Source organism: Paenibacillus peoriae, assembly GCF_022531965.1.
GTDB lineage: Bacteria > Bacillota > Bacilli > Paenibacillales > Paenibacillaceae > Paenibacillus > Paenibacillus polymyxa_D.
Map to the genome: position 1 here is coordinate 4,670,076 of NZ_CP092831.1, position 23,913 is coordinate 4,693,988.

Here is a 23,913-nt window from a genome sequence, read left to right on the forward strand (position 1 = left end):
AATAGTCAAAACAAATAAGGAGCCTGATAGTACGACGTCTAACTATTTAAGCCGGGAAATTTGATTATTCCCGTTTTATCCGTTCAAGTCCTGAGGATAGCTTATTTAATAACGTAGCAAATAAAATATGATCCTCCTGCGTAAATTCATTCATTAAATCCGAAAAAAGCTGGATGAACATCGGAATTTTTCCCGTCATTAACTGATTTCCTTCATCAGTCAAGGAAATCGCGGTCATACGTCGATCCGTCAGCGTACTTCTTCGGATGATGCCGTCCCGTTCCAGCTTATCAATGACGCTGGTTACTGTTGAACGAGTAACCCCTGAATATTCAGCTAGCTCTGATGGAGTCAATGCACGTTCATGTAAAAACAATGGCATTAAAATTTTCAGGTTGCCTACAGATAGCCCATATTCCGAGAGTCTGGAAGACACTCCATTGTACACTTCATGTGCTGCCTGCACGAAAAGTACCCACGTATTCAACGATTGGGAGTCCACATTTGGAAACTTTTCAGTCAATAAATGTATTCTCTTGGGATCGGCATTGATTTTAAAATCAGAATTCAATGTGAAGCTCCCCCTCTGTAATTAGTAATCATACTATACGTCGTCGTATAGTTATGAGTCAATACCTTTTTTATTCATCTAAATAAAAAAGGCCTCCAAGCTCCTTTCAAGGAGTCATGGAAACCTTCTGGCCTTAGAAAAACCGTCCTTTTTTCAGTACCAGTGGAATTCCGCCTATGATGAACAGATAGCGGAGATCGACAATTTTTTTCAATTGTGCGGCCACCCAACCTTTTATTTTGCGTTTGCCCACCACGGCGACGGCTTCGCCTTTTCCAAGCGAAGCAACCGTCCCTTTATTGGAAAATACGAACTTGTGCAGCTCCTTTTTGCGAAGAGTAGCGGCCAGATTCTTGGCACAAAGGACCCCTTGCTGCATCGCAATTTGGGCAGTCGGTGGATAAGGGCGTCCTTCGGGATTAAACATCAAGGAGCTGTCCCCGATAATAAAAATATCATCGTGGCCCGGTGCACGCAGAAAATCGTCGATTTTCACCCTTCCACGCATCACTTCGAATCCAGCTTTCTCAATTAATCCGTTTCCACGAATCCCTCCCGTCCAGACCACCGTGCAGGCTTCGATTTTCTCACCCTCACCAACGATTACACCATCCTGCAAGCATTCCTTAATCGGAATTCCAATGCGGAAGGTGACCCCTTTACGCTTAAGGACATCCATCGCATACTCCACCAGTTCAGGATCAAACCCCGGCAGTGCCGTAGGAGCTGCCTCGACGTTAATGATTTGAATCCGGTTAAAGTCGATGTCATAAGCTCTAGCTAGCTGTGGCAAACGATCCGCCAACTCCGCTACAAACTCAATGCCGCTAAAACCAGCGCCCCCTACGACGAAATTGAGGCGACCTGGTTTACCATCATTTTTATACAGGGCCAGCTGGTATTCAATATGCTCCCGAATCAGGCGAACGGAGTTAATACTGCGAATCGTCAGCGCAAACTTATCCATCCCCGGAATGCCAAATGTTTCTGGCTCCCCGCCTAGTCCAATGACCAAATAATCATAGGACAGCGAGCCGTCCTCCAGCACGATTTTTTTCTCCTTTGGTATGATTTCCTTAACCGTTCCTTTGACTAAATCCACCTTGAACTCATCGATTAGCTGCGCAATCGGAATCCTTGAATGCTCAATCGTATCCGTACCTGCCGCAGGCATATGAAGATGTGTCGTAATATAGTGGTAATCATGACGGTTGATCAGCGTGACATCCGCCTCATTGTGCTTGAGCTCCTTTTGCAATTGCTGAGCCGTCAATATACCGCCATATCCGGCGCCCACAATGACAATTTTGGGAATACTGCTCATGCTTCTACCCCTTCCGATATACATATTTATTCAAAGCTGTTCTCTCAAAACGGTTAATTTATACGCACAAAAAAGTCTTCATCAAATATTAATAGCTTTAACTTTGCAAGCGGAACCTGGCAGTTTATAATGATAAACAGTGAATCATGCGTTCGGCGGCTATCTGAACCTCTATGCGGCTGATTCAATAATTACAAATTCCATACTATCCCTTTCGGAGGTGTTTTTAGAGTGACAACTCAATCCACAGGCGCGGAGATCCGCGATCTGATCATTATTGGAGGCGGTCCAGCCGGTATTTTCGCCGCTTTTTACGGAGGAATGCGTCAGGCATCCGTCACCTTAATTGAAAGTATGCCCCAACTGGGCGGCCAGCTTGCAGCCCTTTATCCTGAAAAGTATATTTATGACGTTGCTGGCTTTCCTAAAGTAACTGCACAGGAACTGGTCAACAATTTGGTTCAACAAATGAACCACTTTAATCCAGAAGTGCAGCTAGAAGAGAAAGTCGTATCGTTAGAGAAAAAAGAAGAACGCCACTTCATCGTAAAAACAGACAAAGGTGGCGAGTATCATGGTAAAGCGGTTATTATTACCGCTGGTGTTGGTGCTTTCGAGCCACGCAGACTGGAGCTTCCAGGTGCCGAACGTTTTGAAAAAACGAACCTGCATTACTTTGTCAGCGACCTGAGCAAATTTGCAGGCCGAAAAGTGCTGATCAGTGGTGGTGGTGACTCTGCTGTAGACTGGGCACTCATGCTGGAACCAATTGCAGAACAGGTTACATTGATTCACCGCCGCGACAAATTCCGTGCGCATGAACACAGTGTCGAAAACCTCCTCGCATCCAAAGTAAATGTTATTACACCAACGGAAATTACCGAATTGCATGGAGAAGACACGATTACAAAAGTCACTCTTGCTCATGTAAAAACCAAAGAAACACAGGAAATCGAAGTGGACGATGTGATCGTTAACTTTGGATTTGTATCCACACTTGGCCCGATTGCTGAATGGGGAATTGAAATCGAAAGTAACTCCATCGTGGTCGATTCTCGCCAGGAAACCAATATTCCCGGCATTTTTGCCGCAGGGGACATTACAACCTATCCAGGCAAGCTCAAGCTGATTGCGGTCGGCTTTGGTGAAGCCCCTACGGCAGTCAACAACGCCAAGGTCTATGTAGATCCAGATGCCAAGTTGTCTCCTGGTCACAGCAGTAACATGAAATTGTAGTCTAGTTTAGACTATGACAAAAAAGGGTATTTTACTCCAAATTTGAATGTTTGGAGTGAAATACCCTTTTTTACGGTGTGCCTATTCGTTGCAGTGATTGTCTGTAAAGTCATTCGAACCCTGAATGACTTTACAGTCGCAGTACGAGAGCTTGTCCGGTCTAATGAAGGACTACGGCTGTATTCATCTCTAGATTTCTTTTGTGAATCTCAGCCAGCAACAGTGCAATGAAGTCGCATTCAAGTTTAAGCTCGATTGCCATCTGATAGGAATCCAAAAGCATTTCATCCGTCAGCATAGCCATCCTCGACACAACCTTTCCTTTTATTTCAAAATCTATTCTATCAAAATACCAAAAACGGAACAAGCGTTCTGTTATCCACAGTCAATTGTGGAAATCCTGTGTATAAATTGTTGGTAAGTGTCGTTAACCCATATATGTGACAGGGGATAATGTGGACAATATTTATACACAGAATTTTGACGCTCAATCACAAAAAAAATATTTTTATTGTTTATACAAATATATTATATTTAGCGTCTTGTTAATAGATTAAACTGGAAATTTTTTAAAGAAAACAGAAATTTACTGAGGCCTTGTGTTAACCTCTAAAATCCATACCCGTCCATTTTGATCAAGCCCGTAATCAAATCCCAGTTGTCCGATCCCGGGAAATCTTCTTTCCAGTATCGGAATACAGCGCTGTGTAAGTTCAATGATCTCTCGCCGCTTCTGAGCAGCAAGCCGTCGGGGATATATCATCCGAAGCGCCTCTGTTCCCTTCAGCAAAGTTCCCCCTTTGCACAGATTCGTAATGACCAGCCCAGGCCGAGCATGACGCGCAACCACCGCACGAAAATCCCATCGCTGCCCTTCCTTCACGACTTTGACTCGATAGTCGACAGGTCTACCTTGAATACTTGCCAGTTGGATCCCTTGTTGAATGAGATATGGGCGTTGGATTCGGAGCTTATGGATTCCGATTACAAGTGCTCTAAAATGACTGAACCGGTGCGTGTGCTCCATACGCGTGCAGGTGTATCCCCTACGCTCCTTTGCCACACGCATGACTCCGATTCCTCCGCCTCCTTTTACAGGTTTTATAAACACAAAAGCATGCCGCCGCAGCATCATGCGCAATTGATCTTCACTATATAGACAGGTTTCCGGTATATAAACGGCGGTATGTGGATGGTGGAGCAGCGCCTTCGTCTTTAGCCATTTGCTTGCAAGTTGTCTCATCTAACCCTCTCCTTTCGCCGTCAGGTATACTTATACATACTCAACAGGAATGTTCTATTCTTGGATGATTGTCCGCGGCATGTGTCTATTTCGACAAGATCATGGCGAACGGTAGCATGCACCGAATATCACTGGTACAATGACAATAATCTACTACCATTTGCACGGAACAGCGGAAATTACCGCCAAATCGTTTTTCAACAAGGAGGTCAACTCATGAATAGCAAAATTGGCATCATGGACATTGGCTCAAACTCCATACGTCTGGTGATCTATGAAATGACAGAGACAGGAGCCTATCGCATTGTGCAGGAATGCAAAGAAGCTGCCCGACTGAGCGAAAAGGTTGGGGCCAACGGCCGTATGGAACGGGAGGCGATTCGAAGCATCGCTCCATTGTTGCGCCAATTTATGGCGGTATGCCATATGCACGGGGTTGTCCGTATGCGTGCAGCAGCAACAGCAGCCATCCGCAATGCCACGAATTCGGACGAAATCGTCCAATGGATTGCGGAGGAGACAAATTTAACACTGGAAATACTGAGCGGAGAGCAAGAAGGCTATGCCGGTTTTCTGGGTGTAGTGAACACTATGAATGTGAGTGATGGAATCATCATTGACATCGGGGGTGGCAGTACCGAAATTACGCTGTTCCGCGATCGAAAGCGACTGCATACGGTGTCATTTCCCTTTGGCGCCGTCAATATGAACTGGCGCTTTGGACGTGAGGTCAAGAATGGCGAATGGTCTCCTCAGCAGATTGAGGAAATGGAGAGCTTTGTCCGTTCTTCACTGCAAAATCATGATTGGATCTTCTCCAATCCGGATCTGCCATTCATCGGGCTAGGTGGGACCCTGCGTACTTTGGCTAAAATCAATCAGAAGCGGCAGGATTACTCACTTCCTGTGACGCACCATTACGAAATGACGATAGAAGATGTCGATTACTTCTATGGCAGTCTGCCCCATCTTCCCTATGAAAAACGCAAAAAAACAGCCGGCCTGTCCAAGGACAGAGCCGACATCATTGTACCGGGTCTTATTATATTGAAAACGATATTTGAAGCTGCTCAAGGCTCCGCGTATCTGGTCAGTGGAGCGGGTCTGCGAGACGGCCTATTTCATGAGCTGGTCAACGCTGAACAGCCCGTGGTAGCTAATCCGCTTATCACATCCATTCGCAATATCCTTTCGTTTGCTGTCCCGGTTAGCGAAGCGCATGTCAAGCGGGTTAACGAGTACGCCGTCCGGCTCTATGACACATTAGCTAGCGGAACCTCAGCTGCTATGGACAAACGTTTGTTACTGACCGCAGCAACTCTTTACAAAACGGGAGCTGCCTTGAATTACTATCATTTTCGCCAGAATTCCGTGTTCTGGATCTTACATGCAGGCATTGGCGGTCTATCCCATAGGGAAACGGTACTAGCCGCGTTGATCGCGGATTACCATCCCAAGAACCGGACCCCCCGTTTGCTACGCACACATGCGGATATTTTGGAGCCTTCCGACGAGGAACGTGTACATCGGCTCGGCTCGCTGCTCCAGCTCGCGATTGGCATGGATCGGAGTGAGTCCGGAATGATTACCAGCATCAATCCTACTACAGGGGATGACGCAATGCATCTTCGTTTGGAAAGCAAGAGTGAACCCATATTAGAACAACGAGAACTAGAATCCGTTGCGAAAGATTTCCAAAAGGCGTGGAACCTCACATTGTCGTGGTCCATTCTACCTTCTTCCAATTTCTAACCTTCATCGCTTCAGATTGGCTCCTGATGGGAGCCTCTTTGTCGTTTCTGGACACAAATTGATAGCTGCCATTAGGCAAAAGCTGGCGCGCCTTCACATTATCCCTTAACGATAAATGCAGAATATCTGCCAGCATTTCTTTGATCCCGTCATCATAAATCGGGCACATCAGTTCAATTCGGCGGGTCAAATTGCGCGTCATCCAATCCGCACTGGACAGAAATAACTCGGATTTCCCTCCATTTTCAAAATAAAACAATCTGGAATGCTCCAGAAAGCGGTCTACAATACTGATGACACGTATATTCTCGCTGAATCCTTCCACACCGGGACGCAAACAGCAGACCCCTCTGATGATAAGATCAATCTTCACACCTGCTTGGGAAGCCGCATATAGTTCATCGATCATCTCCTGATTGGATAAGGAGTTGATCTTGGCAATAATCCGGGCGGGCTTACCTGCCAATGCTTGCTCTGCTTCCCTACGGATGAGTTCAAACAGCTTGTTCTTCATTCCCGTTGGAGCCACCGTAAAAGCTTGCAAAGTCTTGAGCGCAGAGAATCCCGTGATTTCATTAAACAGTTCGGAGGCATCCTCACCAAGTACTGGATCCGACGTAAACAATCCGATATCCGTATACACACGCGCCGTGCTTTCATTATAATTGCCTGTACCTACATGCACATATCGTTTGAGTGCGTTGCGCTCATGGCGTATGACAAGAATGATTTTGGCGTGCGTCTTCAAGCCAACCAACCCATACACTACGTGACAGCCTGCTTTTTCAAGCGTACGCGCCCAGGCAATATTACGTTCCTCGTCAAAACGGGCTTTCAGCTCCACCACCACTGTTACCTGCTTGCCCGATTCGGCCGCACGTGCCAATGCCGGAATCAGCTTCGATTCCCCGTTGACACGGTACAGGGTCATTTTGATTGCCATCACATCCGGGTCCTCTGATGCCTCAATGATAAAATCAGTTACCGCATCGAATGATTCATACGGATGATACACGAGCACGTCCCGTTTGCGAAGTACGTTGAAAATATCCTCCTGCGGGGGCAGTTCTTCCGGATACAGTGGTTTGATTGCCGGGAATTTCAAATGCGAATACCCTTCCAAATGATCGGCAAAAGACGATAAAAATGTCAGATCCAACGGCCCGTCCACCTCAAAAACATGGTCGAACAGCTTGAATTCGCGTTGAAGCTCCATCAGGGCATAGGGATGAATCCCTTTTTCTACTTCCAGTCTTACTGGCGCGCCCCGTCGTCTTCGACGCAGCTCTTTTTCAATCTCTTCGAGCAAATCTTCGATTTCTTCTTCATTAATGGATAAATCGGAGTTACGTGTCACACGAAAAGCATGAACGGCCTCTGGGATATACCCAGTGAACAGCGTTTGGATATGATGCTTGATCAGTTCCTCAATTAAAATAAATGATTTCTTCTTGCTATTGGAACGTAACGGCACTGTAACCACACGTGGAATATTCGAAGGCACCTGCACAATGGCAAAAAGCGGTTTATCCTCCTCCGTATCCCCCGGACGTCTCAAAACGACCGCTAAATATACGTATTTATTGTGAACGAGTGGAAAAGGACGGCTCTGATCGACCGCCATCGGCGTGAGCACCGGAAATATAATTTCATGAAAATATGCATCCAGCGACTTGCGCTGTGTCGTATTTAAGTCTTCATATTCGAGCAGTAAAAGACCTTTTTTCGTCAAGAGGCGAGAAATATCACGATAGGTCCGGTATTGTTCCGATACCATCGAGACAGTACGCTTGATCAGGCGTTTGTACAAACCGGAGGGGGTATATCCCGTAAAATCCTTTTGCATAAAACCCGCCTTGATTTTCTCGCGCGTCTCTGCAACACGAACAGCCATAAACTCATCCAAATTGCTAGATACAATCGCCAAAAATTTGGCTCTCTCCAGCAACGGTGTATCTGCATCCTGAGCTTCCTGAAGCACACGGCGATTAAATTCAATCCAGCTTAAATCTCGGTTAAAGTAACGTTCTGACCCGGCTTTATCCTTATTCTGACTCTCTATCAACATATGGCCTCCATCAATTCATGCAGTATAGTTACCCTTTATTGTACTATTAGATGAAACGCACTAGCATCACAGTAGTGTAAACGCAATGTAAAATGTGTGTAAACACAAACTGGATATTTGAAAAGGTCATTCGGATGCTTTACAAAAATAGCATTAAGCGGTACAGTGTTTACGTCTGTTTCATAGAGTAGATTGAAGAACCGTTTCTTTTTCAGTTGTTTATGTTCGTTATGATGTGTAGTAACCACTTAGAAGCCACATTCAATTGCTGATTTTCAAATGGCATGATATAGGGAGGATTTACGTTATGGAACCCAAGAAAACGCCACGCGTACTGCAAAAAAACATCGAATTTTTCACCGCAGCGCTGTCTCAACACCTCGTTACGGTCTGGCAAGAGGACCCTACAGGTGTATACTGTGAGATTGGCTGTGGATATATCGAGTTATTCAGTAGCGAGATGATTCGGGTGCGCAATCAAGATGGAACCCCAAGCCATTATGACCGCAATATTACCATGTTTCAGCTAATCACAAAGGATCAGCCGATATAATTATTATATGCTATGCCTGCGCTGTTCTTCCAGATTAGAATTGCTTTATGTTTACAACTACCGATTTTCATATCTGCTGAATCTTGCAGTTTTTCAAAAAGCGCCTCAGAGCGCTTTTTTTGTCGACCTTTTTTGAACATCGTTTCGAAAAGCAGTATGATAAGGGAGCATATTACCTAAATTTAAAGGGGAATCAACCGATGGAGCATACAACATCAGATGAGCGCATCCTGGTTATGACCGCGGTTGAAGGCGAACGGGAAGCTGTACTGCGGGGCCTGAAAGGCGACACCCGTTTTGTGGTCGAGCTAGCTGGCGTGGGCGCACCGTCCGCGGCGGCTTCAACCGCGCTAGCACTGGCGGCGGCTGGTGACTACCGTCTGGTCATCAGCGCCGGAATTGGTGGCGGCTTCGCGGAGGTCGCTGCATTGGAGAGCGTCGTTGTTGCTGACGCGATCATTGCCGCCGACCTGGGGGCCGAGACGGCAGAGGGCTTCAGCAGCGTGGACGAGCTAGGGTTCGGCTCAAGCAAAATTGCCGTGAACGTTGCCACCGCGCAGCGATTGGTTCAGACGTTGCGTGCCGCCGGACAGACGGCTGTCGCGGGGCCGATCCTGACCGTCTCTACGGCCACCGGTACGGCGGCAACAGCGGAACGGCTGGCCAAACGCGTTCCTGGAGCTGCTGCCGAAGCGATGGAAGGCTACGGCGTGGCCGTGGCGGCAAATAGGCTAGAACTGCCGACGATGGAAATCCGCACGATTTCCAATGCTGTCGGTCCACGTGACCGTGCAGCCTGGCGAATCAAAGAGGCTTTGCAAGCATTGGAAGCCGCATTTTCTACATTAACGGAGGTTATATAGATGCAAATTGCTTTTTCACCTTGTCCCAACGACACTTTTGTCTTCCATGCCCTGGCGCATGGTTTGATTCCGGGCGCACCCGCGCTGGACATTACATTCGCCGATATCGACATCACCAACAATCTGGCGATCACACCAGACGGACTGGATATCATGAAAATTTCGTATGCTGCACTCCCTTGGGTACTGGATGAATATGCCCTGCTGCCTTGTGGGGGCGCACTGGGCCGGGGTTGTGGGCCACTCGTGCTGACCAAGGAAGGTTCCACCGTCAAAGGCCCGGAAGCCCTGTCCGGCAAGCGTGTAGCCGTTCCGAGTGAACGTTCCACTGCCTATCTGCTGTTCCGCCTGTGGGCGGCCAAGCATGTGCCTGGGGGTGTCGGCGAGATCGTCGTGATGCCGTTCGACCAAATTATGCCTGCTGTCCGTGACGGGAAGATAGATGCCGGACTAGTTATTCATGAAGCACGGTTCACGTATCCGTCCTACGGGCTTAGTAAGCAAGTCGATCTGGGGAACTGGTGGGAAGAAGATACAGGACTGCCGATCCCGCTCGGAGCTATTATTGCCCGCCGTACGCTGGATCTAGATGCGATCACAAACTGGATACGCGCCTCTGTCGAATACGCTTGGCAGCATCCCGAAGCTTCGCGTGAATATGTATTGTCTCATGCGCAGGAGCTTTCACCTGATGTCGCCCAATCGCATATCGACCTGTACGTTAACGATTTTACCGCCAATCTGGGCGACAGTGGATATGCCGCCATCGAAGCTTTGCTCGGTCGTGCCGCGCAGGAAGGGCTGGTACCTTCGTTTGATTTAGCCCAACTGCGCCCTACATCCACAACAATACGTTAAAAGGGAGAGACATGCCTTGCATGTTTTCCTACTGAATAGAGTAGTTTAAACATATAAAACCTCCCGAACGAGCACATGACCTAGCCATGCGCCCCATTCGGGAGGTTTTATCATTTCATATGGCGAATCTTCATTCGACTCGCTTGATCCCTATACTTAGTTCTGTTCCTGCTCCACAACCTCGGTCTTAAATACGTTATCCAGTTTGGTACCCAATCTTTTGACCAGCGGCACCTTGATATCCCGGCTCAGCTCCTTGAAAAAAGCGTCCATGTCACAATTAATCTTATCCAACACGACCTTCACGGTACCCTCCTCCAAGATCTGCTCATTCAGATCCTCCGGTACGGTAACCGAGATATCATACTTCTTGCTTAACGTTTTAATGTAGCGGGTAAAGATTTCGATAAGCTCCTCATTGTTGAACTTCTCAACTGCAACTTGCCCTTTGTTGGTAAATTTCAAATTCACTCTCACGTTAGCATTTCCCCTTTTCCTTTTGACCATTTATTTTGGATAAACGTTGAACCTTTCAGAGGCTCTTCAAAGAAAGGGCCTTACCGGTCGTTTTAGACTCTTGTCCTTTGATATACTAAGTATAACACATTAAGGCCGTTTTCATTTCCCAACTTGTCGTTTTATGATAAAAAATGATAAAATTTGCGCATTTTCAGCATAAATTCTTTCTTTTCATGCCAATCATTAGGAATATCCCCTACACAAATACACAAAAAAACGCCTATCTCGCAAAAGAAAGACGTTTCCGTATAGATGCCTAAGTGGTATGCATTTACAGAGGTTTCGTACATTCCCAACCATGTGAACGATACTCACGCACAGCGTCTCGTATATCCTCAATATCATCAGAATGCAGCAAAACGGCAGGTAGAATAACCCAATATTCATTCTCCGCTAGATCAATAAATACGTCCTCGACATCGTAATATTGCATATCGCCAAATGCCGTGTCTCTGATCTTCTGTCCAACTAAAGGTGTAAACGGAGAATCAAATGTTTTCATCACCTTCGTATATTCCTTCACGCCCGTTGCCGAGATTTGCTGTGAAATAATGACGCTCAATGCTGTTACCTCCCTGACCTAATAATGCTCATTATACCCTTCTCTCAGACCCTCTACAAAACCTTGCGTAAAAAAAATCATAAAAATCAATACATTAGGTTCCCCCTATTGCTGACCGGTGAGTTTAAAAGTGCCGCCTTCCCGCTTCCCAAGCGGATAATTTTGAACCGTCATTTCCACCCTCGTATTCTTATCCCATACCGGAAGCTTGTCAGATGTACCGTACTCTTTCATAGCTATGTTTATGACTTCCTCCGCCTTCTTCGTCAATACAGCTGAGGACATATTATATTTACCATAACCTTGATAAGCACCGCCAAAACCAAGATTAGGTTGATTGTTCACATTCAGTAGCACACCCTTCAACGTGCCATCCTCTGTTACATCAAAAGTCACTTTTTCCAATACAAAATCATCGGTAACGACAGATGTCTGCTCTAACATATGCGTTATGCCTGACAGGTTAGCTGTTAATCTAACTCGTCCCAGTAGCGCCTCTGTATCGTTGTGTTGCTTCGTTAACGCTTGTGTTGTTTTATTTAGTGAAGCGTTCGCACTAGTTAAAGTATTGACCTTCGTATTCAGATTATAATTCCACACCGCCAAGGCTATACATCCTAGTACAGCTACTCCTGAAATGACTGTTGCTACAACTGCGAGCTTACGAACAGAATGTGCTTGCGGCTCCACAGACTGAGCATGACTGCTTAATTCTCCCATACCAAACTTCCTCTCTACTTATATAGTCATATTTTACTATTCCCTTCTCTGATAATCTAGTATATTTTTCCTAATTCCATATTTCTATGCATTTGTACAGGAATTCGTTTCATCAGCCCTGGAGTTTCGGTTCTTTCGTTTTCTAGGAGATGCTGTATTTACCAGATACACACTGCCTGCAATCAGCACCAGCCCCACAACAAACGTCAAAGTAAGCGATTCCTTGAGCATTACCATACTAAAGACTGTGGACAACACCGGAATCATAAACGTATATGAGCCGACGGTTCCTGCATCTCCATTGTCGATCAGTTTAAAATAAATTATCCAGCCCATCGCAATCACGAATATCGAAATAAACAATAGAATTGCGATAAAGGAGGTCGTCCAGTGAATATCGCTCCATTTCTCGGTCGTAAATCCAATCCCATTGAGTATAATCCCTCCCAAAATGAGCTGCATCGTCACCGCCCAAATGGAGTCCAGTTGCTGACTTTTTTTCTTCATATAAATCGTTCCGAGCGCCCAGCACAATCCTGAAGCTAGCCCCAACACAATACCCAGTACCGATAAATGCCCTGCCATTCCACCAGAGCTAATCACGATCACCCCGCCAAAACCCAGTACCAGTCCAATGACCTTCAGGGGAAACATGCGCTCCCCTAACCACATCCAGGAGAATAATCCCAACAGGATCGGCTGAAGGAATACTAAAGTGGAAAATAACCCAGCAGGCAAATAACGCAGCCCTACCGTCTGCAAGCCATAGTAGCCTGCAATATTAAATATGGACAGCACAAGATAAGTCCACGCATTCTGTCTAAAACGCAAGGTTTCCCGGTGACGTATAGCGAACAATAGCAGAATCACACCACCCAGCAGGGTACGGATTCCTGAAAAAAATATCGGCGGCGTATCTGGCAAAGCCAGCTTGGTCAACGGCCAGTTGATCCCCCATACCATCACTAATATCAAGACAAGCCACAACGTAGCTTTAGGTGTTAATTTTTTCATAGATGTCTTCTCTCCCTTAGATTTTTCATCGCTCATTGCTACCGACTAAAATCTGAATAGCCGTTTGCAAAGTTTTGCTTTACTAGCGTATACTGTGGTCACTAATAAATAAAATGAATGTTTTCAATAAGGGAGATAACTTTTCACTTATGACCATTACTCAGATTATGATCTTCGTTCGTGTAGCTGAAACGCTAAACTTCACCCAAACTGCCCATGAGCTGCATATGACGCAGCCCGCGGTCAGCCATGCCATCGCCAGCATCGAAAACGAGCTGGGTGTCCAGCTATTGCTGCGCGACCGAAAAAAAGGAGTGCTGCTGACAAATATCGGGCACAAGGTACTGCTGCAATTCCGTATGATGCTGCAAAGCATGGAAAAGGTACAGCAGCAGGTGGCTGCTGAAAAAGGTCTAGACGTGGGCACGATCACGATCGGTGCCTTTCCTTCTGCCTCAGCCTATTTTCTGCCCCCGATTATTCATCATATTCGTCAGCATTATCCGAACCTTGTTTTCGATCTACATGAAGGCTCCACGAATGAAGTCAAGGAGTGGGTGCATACCAGAGAAATCGAAGTCGGTATCATCCTGTTACCAGACCCTCAGGTAGATATCATCCCATTATGTCAGGATGACATGGTTATTCTCCTGCCAGACGGTCACCCTCTACAATCGCACAATAAAATTGCCATCCGTGACTTGAATGAGCAGGATATGATCTTTTGTAAAGGTGGACATGAGGTCGCCATTATGGAAGGTTTTGAACGCGAACAAAGTCAGTTGCAGGCACAATTCATTACTCACAATGTCAGCACCTTGGTCAGCATGGTTCGACAAGGACTGGGTATGGGCATTGTTTCTTCACTCGCCTTGTCCACGTTCCCCCATGATCTGACCGTCAAGGAGACTTCACCTCTGATCACACGTCAAATCGGTATCGCTGTACCATCCCTGCACAATGCTTCTCTGGCTGTACAGTTATTTGTGCGTACTGCGCAGGAGCTGTTTACGGATATGAAGCAGTAGAAGCATTGGATTATGAACATAAGGAGGTCTATTCATATGCAGAGAAATCAAATCATTCGACCAAATAGCTAAATTTCTAACCTATAAGCTTATACATCACATATAATACATTAATTGCTAATTTTGCATTTAACCAAAAAATAGAAGTTGTCCACCTATTAATAGCCCTGTCTGTTTTTACAATTACTTCTTATGTTTTATCCAAGTTTTTTTTGAAATTCAGAAACTTTAAGATGTGGACAGAGGGAGCACCCACCGTTCTCATAGAAGGAGGGTTCATTCTCGAAGATAACCTAAAAAAAAATAATATGACATTGGATTCTTTAAACCAACAACTTCGCCAGAAAGAAATTTTTAATATAGAAGAAGTGCAGTACGCCCTCCTTGAGATTAACGGAAAACTATCTGTTCAAAAGAAAAAGGAACTGCAAGCCGTGACATTAAAAGACCTGCAGTTGAATGCAGGTAATGCCACACAGTTCCCAATTGAGCTTGTAATCGACGGACAGCTTTTGCATGGCAATTTAAACTCCAATCATATTCCCGAATCATGGCTGCTGTCTCAACTGAAGGCCCGCGACAAAAAGTTAGAGGACGTATTCTATGCCGTTAAAGTCAGCAACGGCTAGCTCTATCTGGATGAATATAAGGATAAAATCCAGCAACCCATTGATGTAGAATAGTATTGACTTTGGGTCAAAAAATTACTTGAGGTTCAACGTAATCAGATAATTGTATTTGGCAGCGTGCTTAAGCTCATCCAAAATGATACCGTACACCGTGTCCTTATAGATACCGGCAGGCAAACCAAACCAGATGTTGCGATATCGTTCCACCGCACCCAACTCTCCCATCAAGGCGCGCTGTAGACCTTCTGTATAAGATTGCACCCTCTCATATTGCTCACTACTGATGCCTGCAATTTCCTGTCCTGTCAAAGCCCGATACATCTCTCTGAACATTTTATTGTGACCGCGCTCATCATTACGGATGCTTTCAATAATAGCCACCTGCTCTTGTGAGGGTGCCAAATTGATCAATTCATCGTAGAACAACTCATCGTTACGCTCCCCTTGTACCGCTTCCTTTATCATTTGTACTGCTTTCGGAAATCCTGTGTTCCAGATCGGTACAAAATCGGCCCGCATATAGTATGAATTTCCCCAGTAAGAAGGTACTTGATACAAGTTTATTCCTCCTAATGTTAGTTTTTAGAAAGTATATGCGCATCTGCCCATGTCGGTTCCTAACATTAGGAGAATATACTGATGATAGCTATCCTTCAATGTCGGATCAAACCTCCAGCTACATCATCCCAGCGCCAAGAAACCTCATGTCCATGGAGATGCAGCCCCCCAAACCACTCATCGATCCCTTGAACTGCAATGCGGTCCGCTGATCCATTCAGTACCTCTTTACCCAACTCTGTCAGAATTACCTTTCGGTTCAGAAAATCCGGAATTTGTCTGAAATCCAAGCCCGCCTCAATCCCGTCAATGATCAGCAAAGGATGTTCGCCTTGCGCCAAAGCACGAATAAATTTCCAGTATTCGAGATCACCCATGCCAAGCACATGCAGAACGTCAGTTACCTGACGAAACAATTCCAATGCCGTATTCACTTCATTATGAACGGCCTGAAGCGTGGTCTGTTCCACAATGCCAAGACCATTCTGCTCCGAGGGCAGCCGCTTGAGATGCGCTGTGAAAGCTTCATAGGCAAAAGGCAGGCCGGATGCTGCCAATTCTGCCTTCTTGTCTTCCAGCAGATTAGCCATTTGAACAGGATCAGGAGAAGCATACGCCTTCCAAAGCTCGCTTCCGAGTTCCATTTCTTGCCGCCCAATAGTCCGCCAGGTCCCAGATAATGTCTGAAGCTGTGCCGGAGTGAGCTGTCCCAAGCCATGAAAGCGTTCGATTCCCGGAAACTCCCCAATGCAGAGCAAGCTCAGCTTCGTGCGGCCCAGTTTCTGTCTTTTGAACCAGTGGAGCAGATAGGCGAGCATGCTCTGATCAAACAGGTCATGCTCAAACCACAATACGACTTCATCATACTTAATAAACTCACGAAGTTTCTGCTCCTGTTCCTCACAACCCATAATATATTCGCTGGTCGGAATACCCATCGATTCTTCTAGGACCCTGGCCCGCAATGCCCGTTCTTCCGCCCCCGCTGGATTTAACGGTCCTGCCGGATATACCTCTCTCCATACAAGCACATCACCCTGTACAACACCCTGCTTCAACATCTCGCCTACAACATCACCGTTAACAATATGCAGCATGTTTTGCCCTCCCTCATACAAATGATTGAACACAGAAACGAGATCAGCTACCGGGAGTGTACCTTTCAGCTTTCGGCGAGCATCGTGCAACCGCTTCTTAAGCGTCGGGACCGGAGTGCCCAGATAATCGGAAATTTCCTGAAGAGAATAGCCGTAAAAATAAAACAGCCGCAGAGGCACGCGCAGCTTGGCAGACAGTGCCTTCACCGATTGTTGCAGAAATTGGCTCTCCTCCCTACGCTCCGCAATTTCTGCTACACCCGGTACTCCTCCCGATATCTGCATAGCCTCATCCAGAGGAAGCATCGAATGATGCTTGCGCCGCAGCATCCGCTGGCACTGTCTTACGACAATGGTCTTGAACCAGCCTGGAAAAGCGGACGCGTTCTGCAGCTTCTCCAGATTCTGATAAGCTTCTATGAGCGCATCCTGCACGGCATCTTCCGCGAGATGAACATCCTTCAGCATGTCATAGGACACCGCATAGGCCATCCCGCGAAAATGCAGCATTAGCTGCCCGAACGCTTCTTCATCCCCCTGCCGTGCCTTTTCAACCCACTCCTTCATACATCCCTAGCCTCTTTTCTCTCGTGTTCTTAGTCTTAAGTGCCAACTCCGTGGAGGAAGGTTACAAATCAGCTAGTTTCTCAACAGAAATATATCATCCTTTATTTTTTACGAGGTTAAGTTCAATATGACTTCGACCATGTAGCCATAGCAGTTCGTCCAGTAAAAACGTCAATCCATCCTTACTACGCAAACGCTCGATCAGTTCTGTAACGACTTCCATAATCCCACGCTGTACATTCTTCGCTAGTTGGAGGCCCCCACTTTCCCCATCCACATAAAGATGTGGATGGTCCGGTTGTTCTACCTTTCTTACATGTCGCAGACACAGTATCCCATGTTCAAGATAAAAGAAATAACTACGATCATACAGAACTCCCTCAAATAATTCATACATATGAGGATCATCATCAGGTCCATATGTCATGGTAGCCCTTTTTAAACTAACTGGATTGTTCATATATTCTTTCACTCCCTCAGAATTTAAATTGTAAGTTCCTATACTGAAATTCTAGTGAAGTAAAACTCTAATTAAAATAATGTGAATTTTTTATTTGATAAGTCCTGAATGTTTGTATGCAATACTGTAATTTATGTATAAGAAGTCGTTCATTGAATACATTCGCAATATGGTATATATACCAAGTTAACTTCTATTTTGTTAATGAGGTACTTATACTATATGTTTTGAATTCTTATAATCAAATTGGAGAGTGATACAATGAATTTTATAAAATCTATTTATACAAAACAAAACGTAAATAGCTCAGTACTCTTTTTTGCATTTTTAGTTTTATATAGTGTTTTTTCTAAGATTGAAATTAAACCCGTAGCTCTTTTGCTTTTTACAGTTGCATTTGCCTTTTTTAATGCCCTGAGTAAATTTGTCCAATCCACACGTAGTGATAATGATCCTAAGTAAGTAATCTCTACATATTAAAAAAGACCTCCAGGACGAATATAGTACGTGACTATACCGTTCTGGAGGTCTTGATTTACATTTTCGAATTGTTAACACCCCATCATGCAGGTTTGCAGACAATTCATTTCATTGTACCCTTTTAAACTACCTTAACAAGGCTCTTCGTTCGGTTTCCCGGCATCTGTAGCTGTACGGAAGCTTGAACCGCAGCCGCATGTAGCTACGGCATTCGGGTTATGAATCGTGAAGCCGCCTGACATTCCAGACTCTTCAAAGTCGATTTCCAGACCGTCCAGGTAGCGGATGCTTTCCTTTTCCACTACAATCTTCATATCCTGTACGTTCATATATATATCCTGATCCGTCTCGTTGTCGTCAAAGCCCATTGCATACGAGAATCCGGTGCAACCACCTGGCGTAACACCCAGACGTAAAAACATATTCGGCGTTTCCTGCTGCTCCAGCATATCCTTCAAACGCTCAGCAGCGGAATCGGTGATGTTAATCATAGCTCCATCCTCCTCTTTTACTTCATGTTCTCCTTCAGTATACTCCACTATTTGCAGGTGCTCAAGTCATGGAATGTCCTTCCCTTACAGGCTTCAAGACCTGTTTTTCTATTCGTTTGTATTGAACACCGGTGGTGTGAGGTTTATAATAGGTGAAGAGTGTGTAAAAGAAACTGTCGGAAATTTGTCATTTCAAAGGCGATATTTTGAGATATTCATCATTGTAGCCTGGCATTGTAACATTTTTCACATATCGTATATCCGCGCTGCCGGATTTTACCGACGGAACGGGACATCCTGTGCGCATCAAGCGCTTGTGCCGCTGATTTGGCGGACAGCCTCGCACAGAGCAACTTGAAGGAGGAATAGGCATGTCCACATTAGTTACACCTTTTACAGACCGCAGAATGGCGGAAATTGTAGAAAAGGTACAGAACGGGATTCGTTTGAACCTCGAAGATGGTATATATTTGTATGAAACTGACGATATCCTCACACTGGGTCAGTTGGCTAACGAAGCTAATTTACGCAAGAACGGAAAAAAGGTTTATTTTATCGAAAACATGAGCCTGTACTTCACCAATGTATGCGAAGCGCGCTGCGCGTTCTGCAATTTCCGCAAGGATCAGGGGGAGGACGGCTCTTATACGTTGTCCGGGCAGGAAATGATTGATTATGTAGAGCAACACATCCATCCGGGGGTAAGAGAATTTCATATCGTCGGTGGTCATAATAATCATGTGCCTTTCCAATACTATGTAGACTCATTGAAGGCGCTGAATGAAAAATATCCCCACGTTACACTGAAAGCCTACACAGCAGCGGAAATTGACTTTTTCACACGCATAAGCGGCTTGAGTATTAAAGAAGTGCTTGAGGAGCTGCAAAAGGCTGGACTTCAATCCCTGACTGGTGGTGGCGCAGAAATCTTGTCCGACGAATATCGCAAGAAGATGCGTGTTACGAAAGCCAACGTGGACCGCTATCTCGAAGTACATCGCACGGCCCACAATCTCGGCATGAAAACTCATACGACTATGCTGTACGGTTCGGTCGAATCGTATCAGGATCGTATTGAACATATGCTGCAAATTCGCGAATTGCAGGACGAAACGAACGGATTTATGGTATTTATTCCACTGTCCATGCAGCCGAAAAGCAAAAACGCCAACATTATGCGTCGTAACTCCGCTTACGAAGATCTCAAAACCATTGCGATCAGCCGCCTGATGCTGGACAATATCGACCATGTCAAAGCTTACTTCATTAATATTGGCCCGCAATTGACGCAGGTCGCTCTCACCTTTGGCGCATCAGACGTCCATGGCACGATTGTGCGCGAGCAGATCAGCCATGCCGCAGGTGCGTTGACCCCTGCCGGATTGACCCGTAAAGAGCTGATCTGGCTGGTCAAAGGTGCAGGACGCATACCTGTAGAACGAGACACCTTCTATAACGAAATCGAAGTTTTCGAATAAATGTAATATCGGATTCAGATTTCCCGCGAGCATATCATCCCCATTACTCACATCATGCAGCATCATGCTGCCCCGGAATACGCTGGTCTGTCTGCCACAGGCAGGCCCGATTCTCGGGTTTTATAACAACAAAAACTTGTGTTAGATCGACGAGACACCAGACCATTTGCCGGGGACACGGTAGCGAAAGGAAGGCGGATTTTGATGAAAAATTTCGTTATTCTGGGGGGCGGCTATGGCGGCCTTACCATTGCCAAAGAATTGCTGGATAAACACATTCCCGACGATGTTCAAGTTATTTTAGTGGATCGAATGCCCTTTCAGGGCTTGAAAACAGAGTACTATGCCCTCGCAGCAGGTACGGTTTCTGATTTTGATTTGCGGGTGCATTTTCCAGATGAGCAACGTCTTATTCGCAAATACGGAGAGGTCACCTCGATGGATCTGGAGAATAAAATGGTCCATTTTCAAGACGGTGAACCCTTGCCCTATGATCAGCTTGTCATTGCGTTGGGTTGTACCGACCGCTTTCACAATACACCGGGGGCTGAAGAACACAGCTGTACGATCCAGTCGTTTAACCATACCCGCCAAACCTATCTGCGCTTGAACGAAATCAAGCCATATGGACATGTCCATATTGTAGGCGGCGGTCTTAGCGGTGTTGAGATTGCAGCGGAGTTACGTGAAAGCCGTACGGATTTGAATATTACCATTATGGATCGGGGCGAGCGGGTGCTGTCAGCATTCCCGCAACGTTTGTCTGCCTATGTACATGCTTGGTTCAAGGAACATCAGGTTAATGCCCTGAACCATGTTGCGGTTTCTCGTATTGAGCCGGGGGCTATTTATAACCGTGACGAGCAAATTGTAACGGATGCAGTGGTATGGACGGCCGGGATTCAGCCGGTAAAAATTGTGCAGGATTTAGCCGTCCCTAAAGACCCTCAGGGTCGCATCGTGCTCAACGATTACTACCAAATACCAGATCATCCAGAGGTATATGTGGTCGGAGACTGTGCCAGCCTTCCCTACTCTCCAAGCGCTCAGGCGGCAGAGGTGCAAGGGGAACAAATCGCACATATTGTACGTGATCTATGGAAAGGTCAAACGCCTCACCCGCATCCTTTAAAGCTGCGCGGTACATTAGGCGCACTTGGCAAGAAGGCCGGGTTCGGCTATGGCTTTATGGGCAGCACTTCATTGCGCGGCCGTGTACCACGCCTGCTTAAAAGCGGTGTGCTTTGGAAGTCCAAACGCCATTTTGGCTGATCATGCTAAACAAACAAAGAAGACCCGCTCCCAAAGCAGGTCTTCTTTGTATATTGCGTGTATGGGCTAACAGAGCATTATATTTCAATCCAAGTCTATGTTATCCCATGCTTCAGCTTCCTTAATTTTGTTCATAATCACTTCGTACAGAAGCTCTGCTGAATCTGCGGATACAATCTCACCATTGACCATCGCATAGGGTTCCGCGTTACACTGACCGCAATTACTTAGGCAGCCGTATTCAATCACATCATAATCTGGATTCTGTTCCAGCTTGGACATGATTTCATCAGTGCCCCAATGCATATTACTGGTGCAAAACTCAATAATAGGTCTTAACATTTTTTCACCTGCTTTGGATGACGGGCATTTTAATTTGGCCCGCTTTGTAATATAATAATAAAGGTATAGGAAAGGAGTTGAATTCTAATGAGCGAAACACAAAGCGTTCAAATGTATGATGAAGTAGCAGATGTACTGGATAAGCTCCGTCCGTTCCTGCAACGCGATGGCGGCGACGTTGAGCTGGTTGACGTTGAAGACGGCATCGTTAAGCTGAAGCTGGTAGGCGCTTGCGGCAGTTGCCCAAGTTCCACAATCACGCTGAAAGCAGGGATTGAACGCGCTCTTCTCGAAGAAGTCGACGGCGTCCAAGAAGTGGTACAAGTATTTTAATGCTTGATGCATAATGATCATGAGAGTCTTGACTTCGGTAACGAAGCTCAAGACTCTTTTTTGTGTTACAGCGTCTGAGAGATCACTCAAGCTTATATGGTTGGCCGAATGGGGTCCAATCCTCCCGATACATCCATAATATTGCCTGTTATAAAATCCGAATGCTCCTCACACAAATAGGCGATCACTCGCGCAATGTCCTCTCCGCTCCCCGGACGCCCACGCGGTGTCTCTTTATCCTGCATGCCGATGACATCGGCGATTGACATTTCCTTATTTGCTCCTCGAATATCCCCTGGACAGATCATATTGACCGTGATGCCATAAGGAGCCTCCTCCACAGCCAGTGACTTCGTAAAAGACACCAGCCCCACCTTGGCGGCTGCGTAGACGGCGCGATGCGGCCAAGCCCTCGCTTCTCCAGCATGACCAAAGCCAAAATGAATAATACGTCCCCATTGCTGGCTACGCATGTGAGGCAATACCAAATGATCCAGCAACATGGTACCGACCAGATTCCCTTGTATCATGGTATGAATCTCAGCTACACTGTAATCCGCAAACAGGCGGCGTTCCCGGATGAACGGTCCAGCATTGTTCACCATAATATCGACTCCGCCTAGCCGATCCTGGACTTCACCAATCAGCCTCGTGATATCTTTCTGAACAGTGATATCCCCTTGTAAAGACAGGCAGCGTACTCCCTTAGACTCAATCACCCGCTTAAGCGCTTCGGCTTCTGCTTGGCTATGCACATAATTCAGCGCAATATTACAGCCTTCATTCGCCAGACGCAGAGCGGTCGTTTTACCTAAACCTTTGGCACTACCCGTTATGAATGCGACTTTATCTCTCAACAATTTTCCTCCTGTTCACAGAGAACGGTCACCCCCAAGTATAAAATATTTAAGCTTCCCCTACAACTCTATCCAAAAGAAACCCCAGTCCTCTTGTTCAAGAGAATCTGGGGTTTGCGTGCAATGTGTTCTCGTTCCCTACTTAAAATGCCGGGATAATTGCGCCTTGGTATTTATCTTCAATGAATTTTTTAGTTTCTGGGGATTGCAAAGCTTTAAGCAGCTTCTGAATCGCTTCAGAATCTTTATTATCAGGACGAGCTACCAGAACGTTAGCATATGGAGAATCTTTATCTTCCAGTGCCAGTGCATCTTTCGTCGGGTTCAGCTTAGCTTCCAGAGCGTAGTTCGTGTTGATCAACGCAATGTCCACTTCAGGCAACTGACGTGGCAGCATAGCCGCTTCCAGCTCCTTGAATTTCAGGTTTTTCTTATTTTCAGTAATATCTTTTACGGTAGCTTCAATGTTGCTTGCGTCTTTCAGCTTGATCAGACCTTGTTTTTCCAACAACAACAATGCACGGCCTCCGTTTGTTGCATCGTTCGGAATGGCTACCGTTGCGCCATCTGGGAGTTCATCAAGCTTTTTATATTTTTGGGAGTAGATGCCGAAAGGCTCCAGGTGAACCGCGCCCACAGAAACCAAATTCATTTTGCGCTCTTTGTTCATAACATTCAAGTAAGGTACATGTTGATAGAAGTTAGCATCCAACTGCTTGTCAAACAATTGAACGTTCGGCTGTACATAGTCGTTAAACTGAACGACTTGAAGACGAACCCCTTCCTTTTCCAACTGAGGTTTGATTGCTTCCAAAATTTCCGCATGCGGCACAGGAGAAGCTCCAACTTTCAGCTCCACTTCACGTGGTGATCCGCCTGTATTTTCGGCCGCATTGTTTGTATCCGATGTTGTGCTCTTTGTGCCGCAAGCAGCCAGCACCGCAATTAATGTCAAGCTTAATACAGCCAATACCCATTTCTTCATGTATTACCCCTCCAATAATTTGTAATATTCAGGAGCAGACGTCCTGATCAATA

Annotated in this window: 27 protein-coding genes; 11 read left to right on the forward strand and 16 right to left on the reverse strand. The window is 45.9% G+C overall.

The genetic code is table 11. The features are described from left to right. Window positions 1-64: 64 nt before the first annotated feature. Window positions 65-571 carry a MarR family winged helix-turn-helix transcriptional regulator gene (locus tag MLD56_RS20620; RefSeq protein WP_029518241.1) on the reverse strand — a complete coding sequence of 169 codons (507 nt, stop codon included), beginning with the start codon at window positions 569-571 and terminating at the stop codon, window positions 65-67. 133 nt (window positions 572-704) lie between these two features. Beyond that, the gene (locus tag MLD56_RS20625; protein WP_025724040.1) at window positions 705-1,895 is read right to left on the reverse strand and encodes an NAD(P)/FAD-dependent oxidoreductase; all 1,191 of its coding nucleotides are present in this window, start codon (window positions 1,893-1,895) and stop codon (window positions 705-707) included. A 231-nt stretch (window positions 1,896-2,126) separates the two neighbouring features. Between MLD56_RS20625 and MLD56_RS20630 the strand changes: the two genes are divergently transcribed. Continuing rightward, on the forward strand, window positions 2,127-3,131 hold the full coding sequence (locus tag MLD56_RS20630; RefSeq protein WP_029518240.1) for an NAD(P)/FAD-dependent oxidoreductase: 1,005 nt from the start codon (window positions 2,127-2,129) through the stop codon (window positions 3,129-3,131). Window positions 3,132-3,291: 160 nt separating this feature from the next. Here the strand turns inward: MLD56_RS20630 and MLD56_RS20635 are convergent, their stop codons facing one another. Next, window positions 3,292-3,435, reverse strand: a complete 144-nt coding sequence (locus tag MLD56_RS20635; RefSeq protein ID WP_007431918.1) for a sporulation histidine kinase inhibitor Sda — start codon at window positions 3,433-3,435, stop codon at window positions 3,292-3,294. Between the two features lie 282 nt (window positions 3,436-3,717). Beyond that, a complete protein-coding gene (locus MLD56_RS20640) occupies window positions 3,718-4,374 on the reverse strand; it encodes a YheC/YheD family protein (protein ID WP_029518239.1) in 657 nt (218 codons plus the stop codon). Between the two features lie 216 nt (window positions 4,375-4,590). On the opposite strand from MLD56_RS20640, the gene MLD56_RS20645 reads away from it, so the two are divergent. Further along, complete coding sequence (locus tag MLD56_RS20645; RefSeq protein WP_029518238.1) at window positions 4,591-6,126, forward strand: Ppx/GppA phosphatase family protein; 1,536 nt, start codon at window positions 4,591-4,593, stop codon at window positions 6,124-6,126. On the opposite strand, the gene ppk1 is transcribed toward MLD56_RS20645, so the two are convergent. After that, window positions 6,086-8,194, reverse strand: a complete 2,109-nt coding sequence (ppk1, locus tag MLD56_RS20650; RefSeq protein WP_029518237.1) for a polyphosphate kinase 1 — start codon at window positions 8,192-8,194, stop codon at window positions 6,086-6,088. The genes MLD56_RS20645 and ppk1 overlap by 41 nt on opposite strands. 307 nt (window positions 8,195-8,501) lie before the next feature. Between ppk1 and MLD56_RS20655 the strand changes: the two genes are divergently transcribed. The 3 genes from MLD56_RS20655 (at window position 8,502) to MLD56_RS20665 (ending at window position 10,468) form a co-directional block, all read left to right on the forward strand. Then, on the forward strand, window positions 8,502-8,747 hold the full coding sequence (locus MLD56_RS20655) for a hypothetical protein (protein WP_029518236.1): 246 nt from the start codon (window positions 8,502-8,504) through the stop codon (window positions 8,745-8,747). A gap of 200 nt (window positions 8,748-8,947) precedes the next feature. Next, a complete protein-coding gene (locus MLD56_RS20660; protein WP_165148513.1) occupies window positions 8,948-9,610 on the forward strand; it encodes a futalosine hydrolase in 663 nt (220 codons plus the stop codon). Next, on the forward strand, window positions 9,611-10,468 hold the full coding sequence (locus MLD56_RS20665) for a 1,4-dihydroxy-6-naphtoate synthase (protein ID WP_029518234.1): 858 nt from the start codon (window positions 9,611-9,613) through the stop codon (window positions 10,466-10,468). Window positions 10,469-10,624: 156 nt separating this feature from the next. On the opposite strand, the gene MLD56_RS20670 is transcribed toward MLD56_RS20665, so the two are convergent. The 4 genes from MLD56_RS20670 to MLD56_RS20685 form a co-directional block, all read right to left on the reverse strand. Then, window positions 10,625-10,945, reverse strand: a complete 321-nt coding sequence (locus MLD56_RS20670) for a hypothetical protein (RefSeq protein WP_023990165.1) — start codon at window positions 10,943-10,945, stop codon at window positions 10,625-10,627. 313 nt (window positions 10,946-11,258) lie between these two features. After that, window positions 11,259-11,549: a hypothetical protein gene (locus tag MLD56_RS20675; RefSeq protein WP_029518233.1), complete on the reverse strand. Its 291-nt coding sequence runs from the start codon at window positions 11,547-11,549 to the stop codon at window positions 11,259-11,261. Window positions 11,550-11,654: 105 nt separating this feature from the next. Beyond that, entirely contained in the window at window positions 11,655-12,269 is a 615-nt protein-coding gene (locus MLD56_RS20680; RefSeq protein ID WP_029518232.1) for a hypothetical protein, read from the reverse strand. A gap of 84 nt (window positions 12,270-12,353) precedes the next feature. Next, window positions 12,354-13,283 (reverse strand): DMT family transporter, encoded by a 930-nt coding sequence (locus tag MLD56_RS20685; RefSeq protein ID WP_029518231.1) that lies wholly within the window; start codon window positions 13,281-13,283, stop codon window positions 12,354-12,356. Window positions 13,284-13,432: 149 nt separating this feature from the next. Here MLD56_RS20685 and MLD56_RS20690 point away from each other — a divergent pair, with 149 nt between their 5' ends. Together MLD56_RS20690 and MLD56_RS20695 are read left to right on the forward strand one after the other, a co-directional pair. Beyond that, complete coding sequence (locus tag MLD56_RS20690; protein WP_029518230.1) at window positions 13,433-14,311, forward strand: LysR family transcriptional regulator; 879 nt, start codon at window positions 13,433-13,435, stop codon at window positions 14,309-14,311. A 212-nt stretch (window positions 14,312-14,523) separates the two neighbouring features. After that, entirely contained in the window at window positions 14,524-14,940 is a 417-nt protein-coding gene (locus MLD56_RS20695; RefSeq protein ID WP_342626745.1) for a DUF421 domain-containing protein, read from the forward strand. A gap of 75 nt (window positions 14,941-15,015) precedes the next feature. Here the strand turns inward: MLD56_RS20695 and MLD56_RS20700 are convergent, their stop codons facing one another. The 3 genes from MLD56_RS20700 to MLD56_RS20710 form a co-directional block, all read right to left on the reverse strand. After that, window positions 15,016-15,459: a ferritin-like domain-containing protein gene (locus MLD56_RS20700; protein WP_049817025.1), complete on the reverse strand. Its 444-nt coding sequence runs from the start codon at window positions 15,457-15,459 to the stop codon at window positions 15,016-15,018. 134 nt (window positions 15,460-15,593) lie between these two features. Continuing rightward, window positions 15,594-17,162, reverse strand: coding sequence for a sigma-70 family RNA polymerase sigma factor (locus MLD56_RS20705; protein WP_029518228.1), 1,569 nt, complete (start codon window positions 17,160-17,162; stop codon window positions 15,594-15,596). Between the two features lie 94 nt (window positions 17,163-17,256). Beyond that, entirely contained in the window at window positions 17,257-17,622 is a 366-nt protein-coding gene (locus tag MLD56_RS20710) for a hypothetical protein (RefSeq protein ID WP_029518227.1), read from the reverse strand. A gap of 261 nt (window positions 17,623-17,883) precedes the next feature. Here MLD56_RS20710 and MLD56_RS20715 point away from each other — a divergent pair, with 261 nt between their 5' ends. Continuing rightward, complete coding sequence (locus MLD56_RS20715) at window positions 17,884-18,084, forward strand: hypothetical protein (RefSeq protein WP_029518226.1); 201 nt, start codon at window positions 17,884-17,886, stop codon at window positions 18,082-18,084. Between the two features lie 149 nt (window positions 18,085-18,233). Here MLD56_RS20715 and MLD56_RS20720 read toward each other — a convergent pair whose 3' ends face one another. After that, on the reverse strand, window positions 18,234-18,593 hold the full coding sequence (locus tag MLD56_RS20720; protein WP_013311832.1) for a HesB/IscA family protein: 360 nt from the start codon (window positions 18,591-18,593) through the stop codon (window positions 18,234-18,236). A gap of 371 nt (window positions 18,594-18,964) precedes the next feature. Here MLD56_RS20720 and mqnE point away from each other — a divergent pair, with 371 nt between their 5' ends. After that, window positions 18,965-20,071: an aminofutalosine synthase MqnE gene (mqnE, locus tag MLD56_RS20725; RefSeq protein WP_029518225.1), complete on the forward strand. Its 1,107-nt coding sequence runs from the start codon at window positions 18,965-18,967 to the stop codon at window positions 20,069-20,071. A 204-nt stretch (window positions 20,072-20,275) separates the two neighbouring features. Then, window positions 20,276-21,343 (forward strand): NAD(P)/FAD-dependent oxidoreductase, encoded by a 1,068-nt coding sequence (locus tag MLD56_RS20730; protein ID WP_029518224.1) that lies wholly within the window; start codon window positions 20,276-20,278, stop codon window positions 21,341-21,343. Between the two features lie 84 nt (window positions 21,344-21,427). On the opposite strand, the gene MLD56_RS20735 is transcribed toward MLD56_RS20730, so the two are convergent. After that, the gene (locus MLD56_RS20735; RefSeq protein WP_029518223.1) at window positions 21,428-21,685 is read right to left on the reverse strand and encodes a YuzB family protein; all 258 of its coding nucleotides are present in this window, start codon (window positions 21,683-21,685) and stop codon (window positions 21,428-21,430) included. A gap of 87 nt (window positions 21,686-21,772) precedes the next feature. Here MLD56_RS20735 and MLD56_RS20740 point away from each other — a divergent pair, with 87 nt between their 5' ends. Beyond that, window positions 21,773-22,018, forward strand: a complete 246-nt coding sequence (locus MLD56_RS20740; protein WP_013311836.1) for a NifU family protein — start codon at window positions 21,773-21,775, stop codon at window positions 22,016-22,018. A gap of 92 nt (window positions 22,019-22,110) precedes the next feature. Here MLD56_RS20740 and MLD56_RS20745 read toward each other — a convergent pair whose 3' ends face one another. Together MLD56_RS20745 and MLD56_RS20750 are read right to left on the reverse strand one after the other, a co-directional pair. Next, window positions 22,111-22,875 (reverse strand): SDR family oxidoreductase, encoded by a 765-nt coding sequence (locus MLD56_RS20745; protein WP_029518222.1) that lies wholly within the window; start codon window positions 22,873-22,875, stop codon window positions 22,111-22,113. Between the two features lie 142 nt (window positions 22,876-23,017). Then, window positions 23,018-23,860 (reverse strand): MetQ/NlpA family ABC transporter substrate-binding protein, encoded by an 843-nt coding sequence (locus tag MLD56_RS20750; protein WP_029518221.1) that lies wholly within the window; start codon window positions 23,858-23,860, stop codon window positions 23,018-23,020. Between the last annotated feature and the right edge of the window lie 53 nt (window positions 23,861-23,913).